This is a genomic window from Paraburkholderia sp. JPY419 (assembly GCF_050435705.1).
GTDB classification, from domain to species: domain Bacteria; phylum Pseudomonadota; class Gammaproteobacteria; order Burkholderiales; family Burkholderiaceae; genus Paraburkholderia; species Paraburkholderia youngii.
Genome location: NZ_JBNDKV010000003.1, coordinates 32,668 through 44,060, shown reverse-complemented (window position 1 = coordinate 44,060; position 11,393 = coordinate 32,668). Strand labels below are relative to the sequence as shown.

The window sequence follows — 11,393 nt, the reverse complement described above, 5'->3', positions numbered from 1 at the left end:
GCCGCTTTCACGCGGTGTGCGACGAGTCATGAGCATTTTCGAGCGCTTTCTTGGCGATCCTCTTTTCGCCAACCTTACGCTTTTCGAGCCGACCACCCAGACCTCGAAAAGCGTCGCCCCGGAGACTTTCCCGACAAAGCGGAAGTTCATCGTCTCAGACCAGCCGATTCCGCAGGATGTGAGCGATTCAATCGGGCCGGTGCTCACGAACGTGGATGGTTTGGCTCCGCAGGAGATCTCGGAAGCCGTCTTTTACATCGGAATGCAATGCGATTCCGATGCGCTACCAGTCCTCCGCCGAATCAAGCAGCATGGCGGCACATTCGTTCCGCATCTAAACTTTGCCAAAACCGAATATCGGTTCGTCAACCGCCTGGCGCACAACGCAATGGTGAAGACGTGGACAGAAAAAGGGCATGCTGTCTCGCACCTCCACACCGGGATTCATGAAAATCTTTGCGAGGCGCTCGACATCACGCGGACAGTCGAAGGTGACTATGTCGAGATCGGCGTGTACCGCGGCGGCTCGGCGCTGACGGCCATAAACTATCTCGACCAGCTCGCCTGCGTGGGGGCTCCGTGCAGGAAAGCGTGGCTACTCGACACGTACGATGGCTTCACCTACGAAGAAGCGGTCGGGAGCATGGACGCGCTGTGGTCCGGCACGCACCGGCTGTACGGCAAAGACGAAACGATGAAGTACATCCGCGAGACGGTCATGTCGGACGTCTCGTCGGAGTTCGAGCTGATCGCTGTGAACATTTGCGCCGATGACCTGCCGTTTGGCATCAAAAAGATCTCGGTCGCGAACATCGACGTCGACATGTACGAGGCAACACTTGCTGCGCTTCACAAGGTTTCCCCGCTGATGGCACAGGGCGGCATCATCATCGCGGAAGACCCGACAGCGACGCCGGGCCTTTACGGTGCGTTGCTTGCGCTTGACGAATTCATGACGTCTCCCGCTGGCAGGCCGTTCTACAAGATCTTCAAGGGATCGCAGTACTTCCTGATCAGGATGCATTGAACCTTAGCCGCCGATGCAACGGATTTCCGGCCTACCATCGATAACCCAGCGTCACTATATGCGCCGCCCGAAATCCGAGCGGCACGTTGCTATAGCTGACGTTCTTAACGGTGTGCTGACGTAGATATAGCGTAAGCATTCGACCTGCACCGTCGCAGATTTTGTTGACGCGCGAGTGGATCGGCTGCTATCGAACGGGATCGATGTGTGAGGCGGAGGGCAGCAAAGGAGCGACGTTCCAAGGTAACAGTTCGTCGATGCGGTTCATTGGATGATCGGCGATGCGCTCGATGACGTAATGCAGGTAGGCTTCGGGATCAGCACCGTTCATGCGGGCAGATCCAATCAGGCTGTACATCGCGGCTGCACGTTCTCCGCCTGAGTCCGCACCGGCAAACAAAAAATTTCGTCTTCCGATTGCTACGCCGCGCAACGCGCGCTCGGCTATGAGATTGTCAATCTCTGCCTGACCATCACTGCAGTAATAGACCAGCGCAGGCCTGCGATTCAACGAATACTGGATCGCTTTCGTGGTGTCTGATTTCGCGGACAGAGTGAGAAGCGTCGCCTCGAACCACCGCTTCATGTCATCAAGCAGCGGCACAGCCTTCTCCTGGCGAATGCGCCGTCGTTCTTCAGGCGGCTTGCCACGAATCTGTTCTTCGATGCGATAGAGTGCGCCGATGCGCTCGAGTGCCTCGCTGGTGATCGGCGATGCCCGAACAGCGTGTAGATCATGTAGCTTTCGACGTGCATACGCCATGCACGCTGCTTCGTGAATCTGACCGTCCAGGTACAGATCCGCATAACCGGTGAAGGCGTCTGCGTGCAGTACGCCCGTAAAGTTGGCAAGGTGACGCTGTGGATGTTCGCCGCGACGATCCGGTGTATAGGCAAACCAGACGGCCGGCGCTAGGCAAACCAGACGGCCGGCGCTTCGTCCGAACCACTGGGCCGATCATCGGGCACATACACCCAGAGCCGACCGGTCTTCGTCCTGCCATTGCCCGGCGCGAGCACCGGCAGCGGGGTGTCGTCGGCGTGAACCTTGGTGCCACCAAGCGCGTTGCGGCGCACTGCTTCGACCAGAGGGTTGAGTAGCCATGTCAGACTGCCCAGCCAGTGGCCCATGGGGCCCGCTTCGATCTCGACGCCGTCACGCGCATACATGATGGACTGGCGATAGAACGGGATGTGGTATGCGAACTTCGATGTCGTGATGTGGGCGAGCAAAGCCGGACCCGGCAAGCCACGATCGATCGGCCGGCTCGGCGCTGAGGCCTGCACGATACAGTCGCAGCACCAACAGGCAAACTTGGGACGGCGATGACGGATGACGCGGAAGTGCGCGCGCACGTATTCAAGCTGTTCGGAAACGTCTTCGCCCAGCGGTTTGAGCGCGCCACCGCATCCCGGGCAGTGTTCCTCGAGGGGCCGATGCACGCGCTCTTCGCGCTCGAGGTGATCGGGTAGTGGTTTGCGACAGGCACTCTCGCGCCGTTGCTGCGCCTTCTTTGAGTCAGCCTGGGTGGCCGCACCTTCGTCTGCCTGCAGGTCCTCAAGTCGCTGCTCAAGCTGCTCTATCTGACGCTCCACCTTCTCAGACTTGCGACCGAACTGCATGCGGCGCAGCTTCGCAATCGTCAGTCAGATGTTCGATCTCGATTACGCGGGAACTGAGCTGGTCCTGCAATTCGACGACCCGCTGCGCGTTTGCGTGAGCCGACGCCGCATGCGCGCGAACCAGCGCCTTCAGCGCATCAATGTCGTCGGGCAGGTCGGTATCGGTCAGATCCATTGCGACAGTTTACGACCATCTGCCGCACACGGATCATCGGGTAACAGACGTTTACAAAGCACTGCGCGGGCGTGCCGCCTCGACGGGTTGTCGCCAGTCAAACCCTTCGAGCAGGAGTGAGAGTTGAGCGGTGGTCAACGCCACGACGCCGGCGTCGGCGCGGGGCCATGCAAAACGCCCTTTCTCAAGACGCTTCGCAAATAAACATAGGCCGCCATCGCTCCAGTACAACGCCTTCAACAGATCACCACGGCGGCCCCTGAAGATAAAAACATGGCCACCGTATGGATCCTTCTCAAGCACCATCTGTACCTTCACCGCAAGGGAATTGAAGCCGGAGCGCATGTCAGTGACGACGGCCGCGATCCAGATCCGTGTGTTTGTAGGTGGCCCGATCATCGCAGAATCCCCTCAAGGACCAGGCGCAATATCGTCGCGTCGGGGCACGCCTTCTCTCCAGACCGACGTATTGCCATGCTGAAGCTGAATGCTGCCGTTTGCAGCCTGCGGAGGTACCAGAGCGTTCGTCACCTCCGGCGCCTGGACGACCGGTCGATCGGACTGAACATCGACAACGACAGGCAACATGGTCTGCGTCTGCGCACCTTCGACCAACAGACCCTGAGCATACAGTTTCCGCCAGCCCCACACCTGATTGGCGTTGATGTTGTTGTCGCGAGCGACCTTGGCGACCGACGCGCCGGGTTCAAACGTCTGCTCGACGACCGATCGCTTCCATTCCAATGGATGCCGTCGATTCTGGCGCTTGGCAGGTAACTCGACTGTCTGAGGCACTGTGTCCATTCCGCAGTTTGTGGACAGAGTCGGTCACTCGTGTCCGTCGCAGGCGATGATTGCATCTTCTACGCAAGACGGGGAACGGTACAAATCAGATGCTTACGCACTTTTTGAGGCATCCGCGTTCTTAGACCGTGTCTAGTGAGTCGGGTCTGAATAATTCGCTTTGGACGACGCTTGCCCTCACGGCTGGCAGTCGACAGCGATTGAGCGTTGAGCAAGGCGGTCAGAACAGCGGCGTAAAAAAGCCTCAGCTTCCTGAGGATCATCCGCAGGTTATGGCCGGCGCCGCACAGCACTGCGTGTATCGCGTCGCCGAGCGCGCCTTTAAGCCAGTTCCGGTCGAGCTTCCCGTCTGCCTTCATGTGGCCGATGGCTGGCTCGATCGCACTTCGCCTTCGGATCATCTCGCGTAGTCCACGTGTGATTCCGCGCCGTAATCCCGGATGGTAGATCTTCATGCCATCAACGATGACACCCTTGTAGCCGCGATCGACAACGGCCACTTCCGGCTTCACGTCACTCAGGATCGCCGCCTGCTCCAGCGCCTCGGCCAACGTATGGCCGTCGTACGGATTGCCCGGCATCGAGCGCGCCCCGATCACTAGCCCTTCCTTGTGGGTCGTCGTGATCGACACCTTGACGCCGAATTCGTACGGCGTGCGGGCCTTGCCTTTGGCCAGACATTCGACTTCCGGCGCATGCAAGGCGTAAAGCTTGTTCCGGTCCTTTTGCTTCTGTGACAGGATCCGCCTGGTGCGGCCGATCAACTCCGTTAGCGCGCTGCGCCCGGTGTCGGAAACTGAATCGAGCTGACGCTCCACATCACGCATCACCCGCCCAACGCGCGAGCGCAACGTGCGCAGCGCCTTCTTCATGCGCTTGAACTGCTTCGCATGGGCGTAGCGGCCAATCTGAAGTGCCACGTGCGGCGCCTCGCGGTTGTAGTTCTGCCGCAGCTTCAACCCGTGTCGCGCCGCGGCCTTCACCAGATGTTCGCGACACCGCTCGAGCAGGCGCGAATCGGTTGGATGGGCGATCGCCTTTTGCATGACCGTCGTGTCGACGATTACGCGCTTCGCGCTTGCGGCCTTGATCACGCCCGCACGCTTCGCCGCTTCGATCGTCTCGGCCAGCAGTTCTTCAACGCCAGCTTCACCCAGGCGCTTACGCCAGCGTGTCAGGCTCGACGGATCGATCGGGGGCTCGGTCTGCAAATACGTCTCGCCGGTGAAGACCTGCCAATACGGGTTCTCCACCCATTGCCAGACCACTTCCTCGTCCGACAGATCGAACGCATGCTGCAGATACAACAAGCCAGCAATCAGTCTCGGTGACGTTGCCGGACGACCCTTGCGTGAGACAAAGCTCGCGCTCATCGACGCATCCAGTTGATCCCAGTTGATCAGATCGGCCAGACGCACCAAAGGATACTTCAGGTTGATCTGCTCGCGCAGAAGATGCCGGAACAAATCGCCTTCGCTCACCGCTGTCTTCGGACCCATCCAGACCTCGACATGCAGGAAACTACCCACAATCTGCCAGGTTCCTGCAAATGCATCAACAACTTTCCGCTTCAAACCCTTGCTGCAAAAGGCTCTCCGGAATGTTCAGGTCCGACTACTTAGTCCGTCCTGAACAATTCGTTTTGCCGAGCACCGTAGTTACGGGGATTGAAGCCGAGCAAGTCGGTGGTTGAACAAGGCGGTCAGAATGAAGGCGCAAAGAAGCCGCAGCTTCCTGAGGATCATCCGTAGATTGTGTCCTGCGCCGCACATCACCGCGTGCATCGCGTCGCCGAGCGCACCCTTGAGCCAGTTGCGATCGAGTTTTCCGTCTGTCTTCATGTGACCGATTGCTGGCTCGATTGCGCTGCGCCGTCTGATCATCGCGCGTAGTCCGCGTGTAATGCCCCGCCGCAAGCCCGGGTGGTAGATCTTCACACCATCGACGGCGACACCCTTGTAGCCACGGTCGACGATGGCGACCTCCGGCGTGGCGTCGCACAGGATTGCCGCCTGCTCCAGCGCTTCAGCCAGGGTGTGCCCGTCGTACGGATTGCCTGGCATCGAGCGCATGCCAACCACCAGTCCTTCCTTGTGGGTCGTCGCGATCGAAACTTTCACCCCGAACTCGTACGGCTTGCGCGCCTTGCCCTTGGCCAGGCACTCGACTTCCGGTGCATGCAGCGCATAAAGCTTGTTCTTGTCCTTCGGCTTCTGCGCCAGAATGCGTCTCGTGCGGGCGATCAGTTCCGTTAATTCAGCGCAGCCTAGGTCGGCCACCTGGTTGACCTGCCGCTCCACATCGCGCATCACCCGTCCAACGCGCGAGCGCAGCGTGCGCAGCGCTTTCCTCATGCGTTTGTACTGTTTCGCGTGAGCGTAGCGGCCAATCTGCAGCGCCAGATGCGGCGCCTCGCGGTTGTAGTTCTGCCTCAGTTTCAGACCGTGCCGTGCCGCGGCTTTCACCAGATGTTCGCGACACCGTTCGAGCAGGCGCGAATCGGTTGGGTGGGCGATCGCCTTCTCCATGACGGTCGTATCAACAATCACGCGCTTGACGCTCGAAGCCTTGATCACGCCAGCGCGTTTTGCTGCTTCGATCGTTTCGGCCAGCAACTCTTCAACGCCGGCTTCGCCCATTCGCTTGCGCCAACGCGTCAGGCTCGATGGGTCGATCGGAGGTTCGGTCTGCAAGTAGGTCTCACCGGTGAACACCTGCCAGTACGGGTTCTCTACCCATTGCCAGACGACCTCTTCGTCGGACAGGTCGAACGCGTTCTGCAAATACAGCAACCCGGCGATCAGCCTCGGCGATGTCGCCGGTCGTCCCTTGCGCGATACAAAGCTTTCGCTCATTGATGCGCCCAGTCGCTCCCAGTTGATCAGGTCGGCCAAACGTATCAACGGATGCTTCAGGTTGATCTGTTCGCGCAGCGGCTGGCGGAAAAAATCTCCCTCCGTCACAGGCGTCTTCGGACCCATTCGCACCTCGTCGAAAAATGCAGGATTCTCACGTTAATGTGCCAGGATCCTGCAAATCTCACAACACCAATTCGGCCTCAAAGCTCTGCCACGCAAGGCTCTCCGAATTGATCAGGCTCGACTACTTACTGCCACCGCGCCTCCAGCGGTCGATGATGCGGCCCACGCACAACAGGTACTTCGCCACATACCTCGTGGTCGCATACTCGACGTAGCCGAGCGGACACCGCGCCCGGTTTACGGACAGATGATCTTCGTGCCCGTGCGATTCCTTCGAGAAATTGATCGACCGGAATCCCTGCGGTTCAAGCCGCTGCTCAAGCCGGGCGACATCCCTCTTCTCCACAAGGCCACAAAAATCAGGGAATTCGAACGCGATCTGGCCAATGTTACGCAGGAACGCGTCCGGCCGTGAATCAAGCAACGGCACCTCGGCGCCTTCGATGTCGACCTTCAGCAAATCGATTTGCGCGATTCCCTGCTGCTGCGTGAACACGTCGAGCCGCACAGCGGACACCTGGATCTCGCGATTGTTCTCGCTGGTGCGAACGAACGACGATGCCTCCGAATTCGCCGCCACGAAGAAGCTCATCGTCCCTGCACGATCGGCAATCGCGAGGTTGAAGGGCTGCTTCACGCACGCCATGCCGTCGAGCCGCGCAAAACAGTCGGGATTCGGCTCGACCGCGTAACATACGCATTCGTATTCCTCCGACATCAGCCGGGAAAACGTACCGCTGTTCGCGCCCAGATCGATAACAGCACTGTCTCGCTGCAAAAACCGCCGGAAAAACGTATGTCCGCTGATACGATCCATCGTGTTTTGCTGGAGTTGACTAGAAATCGTCGCACTGCAACCAGCGGGAATTTGCCGGCGCAGGCGCGACACGTAGAGCAGTTTGAAACGGTCGGCCGCACTGAAATACTGAACGTCATGATCAAGATGGCCATCGCGGCATCAAGTCGCGAACTGGACCGGTGCCCGGCCGTTCCTTCATGGGGGCCTGCAAGTAGTCGGCAAGGTCTCTCTGGTTGTTTTCCGGGACGGGCGTATGCGGATAGCAGCGAGATAAGCGGTGCTCGCGCAGCAACGGTAAAAGGACGGCAGGGATCTACGCGACCGATTTGGCAATTTGACAATGGCTAAAAATACGCTCATCGTGCCTCACGAAGCGCCATGCGCGTATCCCCCCGTGACACGATGCCCTGCAGCAGGCAGAAAGGCTCGACGAAGGCCCTTTTCTCTGCGAGGCGCAGTGACGAGAACGAAGACATGTTCAGCACAGCAAGAGGGTCGCTGCTTTTATGCAATTCCCAGTCCGCCGCAGTGAGTTTCTTCTCGTCCACCGTGAAAATTTCACCGCGATCGTCAACGCCCCTCAGATACTCCTGAAAGCAGGCTAGCAGCAACGCTTCGCGTCTTATGTCGCGTTTGTCGTGGACCAACCTGTCGATCGTCTTTGCGTGAAACACAGGGATCTTGGCCGCGCCGTCGTGGGCAACGCGAAGAAGTTGATCGGCGACAGCCGGGTTGCCGAATCGCTCGAGCACTTTCTCTTCGTATATTTCAGATGAAACGCCCGGAGGCAGCTCGAGAATCGGGCTGACATCATGCTGAAAAAACGCTCGTAAAAGCGCAGCGATATCCGGATCGCTCATTGCTTCGTGAACGAAACGATAGCCGAGCAATATTGCCGGATACGCAAGCAGCATGTGGGACGCGTTCAGCATGCGCCCTTTCATCGCCTCGTAGGCCGAAACGTCGCTCTTCACTTCGACACCCACGGCGTCGAATGCGGGACGCCCATTACTAAAGCGATCCTCGATCACCCATTGCGTGAACGTCTCCGCGACAACGGGCGTCGCGTCGTCGATGCCCGACATGATGGCGACCTTCGCACGAACTTCGGGGGTAACCTGCGGCGCGATGCGGTCGACCATGCCGTTGGGAAAAGTGGCATTGTCCGCGATCCAGTCCGCAAGTCCCGGGTCGACCGCCTGCGCGAAACTCAAAACCGCGCGCCGGACTGTATTGCCGCTTTGCCGCAGATTGTCACAGGACATCACCGTAAAGGCAGGGACGTTCGCTTCGCGACGGCGCCGCAGCGCTTCGACGATAAACCCAAACGCCGTGCGCGGCAGTGCTCCCGCCAGATCGTGCGCGACATCGGGCTCGTGAAACTTGAACTCGCCCGTCGCTTCGTCGAAGTTATAGCCGCCCTCTGTGATGGTCAACGAGACAATGCGGATCGCCGGACCGGCCAGTTCGCGCAACACGGCTTCCGGATCGGCAGGCGCGTGCAGATAATCGATCATCGCGCCAATGACTCGCGTGCTCGCACTGCCATCCGAGTCGAACTCGGTTACCGTATAGAGGCAGTCCTGCGCGTGCAAAGCCCGAACCTTTGCCAGGGCGGACGTACTACTGCCGAGACCAATACCGCAGATGGCCCACGCCTCGTGTCCCGGTAAATGCAGGCACCGATCCACATAAAGCGCCTGATGCACACGATGAAAATTGCCAACGCCGATATGCGCGATACCCGCTGTGAGCCGGTTGCGGTCGTAGGCGGGAACTGCCACGCGGTCATTCAATTGACCGAGAGTGGCGTTAGACAGGAGTTGCTGTTTCATTGTCGGCTGATAAAGGTATTCTGTCAGATCGAGCTGCAGCCGAGAAAATCTCTTCTCGCTGCCGCGTTTCATTCCCCGTCGCGAGCAAGCTGGTCCTGCGTCCAGCTTTGGACCAGCAACGGAAGCTCCCGCATGCTGTAGAACACCGCGTTCACCCCGACGTTACGAAGGTTCTTTGCCCGTTCGTCCGGTGCGTGCGCTCCACCGGCAAAGCCGAGCACGGTCATGCCGGCGGCAACCGCCGCCTTGGCTCCCGTCACGCTGTCTTCCACCACAACGCAACGTTCAGGCGCCACGCGCAAACGACGGGCAGCAGCAAGGTACACGTCGGGCGCCGGCTTCGGATTCGACACCATGTCAGCTGTGAAGACCCGCTCCCCGAAAAACTTGACGAGTCCCGTTCGATCGAGTACACGCCTGACGTAGTCCGCGAAACTGTTGCTCGCTACAGCTTTACGCAAGGAAATCGCGGCAAGCACTTCGTCTATCTCCGCAGTCATCGGCGCTTGCACCGCGGCGCGTACAACTTCCGCGTCGATTGAGGCAGCCTGAGCTTCGTCGATTGTCCTGCCCAGTGCGGCGGCCGTGCGGGCCACCAGCGCCTCTGTGCGCAGTCCGAGCAGCGGACGCACGACCCGCTGCACGCCAGTTTGCTGCCATAGCGCTTCCAGTCGCTCCACAATAATGCTTTCGGCAATGGCATCGCTGTCCACGAGCACGCCGTCGCAGTCACAAATCATCAAATAGTTTTCCAGCGCGTCGCTGGATGCGATGTCGATCATTGCTTTCCCCCAAGATGATTACTGTGGCGCGCAAGTCTTCGCGCAACGCCGGCTGTAGTGCGAACGTCTCGCCTTTCCGCACCCGTTCCGACGTCTTCGATACTTCTGTCACGGGTTTCGGGCATGGCGAAGAAGATAAAATCCCACGCTAATGCGTTCAATCATGCGTACACCCACATTGCCCCGCCGACGCCAAGCCATTGGTCATCGTCAGTGCGCTGCCGGTTAGCAGCAGGTTCACCCCGTTATTTTCTTCATGTCCCGACAATCGGGGGTTTGGCCAACCAGGCTCGGCATAATTCTCGCCCCCAGTCGCACTCATTATCAGGGGGCGTCGATGAAGCCAAACCGCGCGCGCTCATTACGGAACTCAAGGCGCACGGCCAACTTCTGGTTGTTGTCGATCGGCCTGCCACGATTGGCGCGCTGCCCGTGGCAGTTGCGTGCGATGGAGGTGTTCTAGTCGCCTATTTGCCGGGTCTGGCCATGCGCCGCATCGCCGATCTGCATGCACGCGAAGCCAAGACCAGTGCCCGCGATGCCGCCGTCATTGCTGAAGCCGCGCGTTCCATGCCGCACACGCTGCGCACGCTTCGACTGGCCGACGAACCAATCGCCGAACTCACCATGTTGTGCGGCTTTGACGATGACCTCGCCGCACAAATCACGCGGACCGGCAACAGTATTCGCGGCCTGCTTACCCAGATCCATCCCGTACTGCATCGGGGTCTGGGCCACGCCTTGATCGTCCTGCAGCGATAGTCGTCGCCCACCGAGCGCCGATACGAGTGAAAAAAAACTCGCCAACCGCCTCACCAAACGCCGCGTCGCGCATGGGAAAAAGTCTTGCGGCCGAGATCGTCCAGGCGCTCGCCGAACAGGCTGTGATCGTGCCCGGCACTCAGGCCGCAACAATCGTCATCCCATATTCACCAATTGCGTCCTTGCGGTCGGAACCTCACACCTGCGAAAAGCGCCGCAACACGCCTTTGCTGAAACCGAAGCGTCCGAACAACTGCTCTGGCGGTCAGGGAATAGAATGCAAGGGAGCAGTCTTGCATTTTGAACTTGTGAAAGTTGCCGCATTGCGGAACCGCCCATCGTAAAAGCCTGACGGTCCGGATCAGGTGGTCACCGGCGGAGGCATGATATGTCGATAACGCCCAGCTCGAAGCTGATTCTCCTCTCGCATTCGATCGGAAATCCGGCAAAAAACGTCAGGTCTATCAGGAATTCTGACGGTCCGCCCAAAAAGCTTCGCAGCGAGCAGAGCAAGAATAATCGCTCGCTGCAAGCACAGGATACAAGCAGATGCCTTAGTAGCATATGACTGAGATCAGACTTTTTCAAAGCCCGAAGACCGCAAC

At 59.1% G+C, this 11,393-nt stretch carries 7 protein-coding genes and 3 pseudogenes; 2 read left to right on the top strand and 8 right to left on the bottom strand.

Going from position 1 to position 11,393, the window contains the following annotated elements; genetic code table 11:
• Nucleotides 1-28: 28 nt before the first annotated feature.
• Nucleotides 29-1,027: a TylF/MycF/NovP-related O-methyltransferase gene (locus QFZ91_RS23755; protein WP_429524073.1), complete on the top strand. Its 999-nt coding sequence runs from the start codon at nucleotides 29-31 to the stop codon at nucleotides 1,025-1,027.
• A gap of 187 nt (nucleotides 1,028-1,214) precedes the next feature.
• Here QFZ91_RS23755 and tnpC read toward each other — a convergent pair.
• The 8 genes and pseudogenes from tnpC to QFZ91_RS23715 all read right to left on the bottom strand — a co-directional run bounded on the left by tnpC (nucleotide 1,215) and on the right by QFZ91_RS23715 (nucleotide 10,026).
• Nucleotides 1,215-2,825 (bottom strand): annotated as a pseudogene (gene tnpC, locus QFZ91_RS23750) (IS66 family transposase).
• A gap of 51 nt (nucleotides 2,826-2,876) precedes the next feature.
• On the bottom strand, nucleotides 2,877-3,224 hold the full coding sequence (gene tnpB, locus QFZ91_RS23745) for an IS66 family insertion sequence element accessory protein TnpB (protein WP_429568710.1): 348 nt from the start codon (nucleotides 3,222-3,224) through the stop codon (nucleotides 2,877-2,879).
• A 12-nt stretch (nucleotides 3,225-3,236) separates the two neighbouring features.
• Nucleotides 3,237-3,629: a transposase gene (locus QFZ91_RS23740; RefSeq protein WP_429568709.1), complete on the bottom strand. Its 393-nt coding sequence runs from the start codon at nucleotides 3,627-3,629 to the stop codon at nucleotides 3,237-3,239.
• Nucleotides 3,630-3,832: 203 nt separating this feature from the next.
• Nucleotides 3,833-5,128, bottom strand: a pseudogene (locus QFZ91_RS23735) (IS5 family transposase); the annotation flags it as partial.
• Nucleotides 5,129-5,287: 159 nt separating this feature from the next.
• A complete protein-coding gene (locus QFZ91_RS23730; RefSeq protein ID WP_429568708.1) occupies nucleotides 5,288-6,610 on the bottom strand; it encodes an IS5 family transposase in 1,323 nt (440 codons plus the stop codon).
• Between the two features lie 121 nt (nucleotides 6,611-6,731).
• A complete protein-coding gene (locus tag QFZ91_RS23725) occupies nucleotides 6,732-7,427 on the bottom strand; it encodes an FkbM family methyltransferase (RefSeq protein ID WP_429568707.1) in 696 nt (231 codons plus the stop codon).
• Between the two features lie 338 nt (nucleotides 7,428-7,765).
• Nucleotides 7,766-9,316, bottom strand: coding sequence for a mannitol dehydrogenase family protein (locus tag QFZ91_RS23720; RefSeq protein ID WP_429568706.1), 1,551 nt, complete (start codon nucleotides 9,314-9,316; stop codon nucleotides 7,766-7,768).
• On the bottom strand, nucleotides 9,313-10,026 hold the full coding sequence (locus QFZ91_RS23715; protein ID WP_176369547.1) for an HAD family hydrolase: 714 nt from the start codon (nucleotides 10,024-10,026) through the stop codon (nucleotides 9,313-9,315). Before QFZ91_RS23715 ends, QFZ91_RS23720 begins: the two co-directional genes overlap by 4 nt.
• A 336-nt stretch (nucleotides 10,027-10,362) precedes the next feature.
• Between QFZ91_RS23715 and QFZ91_RS23710 the strand changes: the two are divergent.
• Nucleotides 10,363-10,952, top strand: a pseudogene (locus tag QFZ91_RS23710) (IS110 family transposase); the annotation flags it as partial.
• Nucleotides 10,953-11,393: the final 441 nt, after the last annotated feature.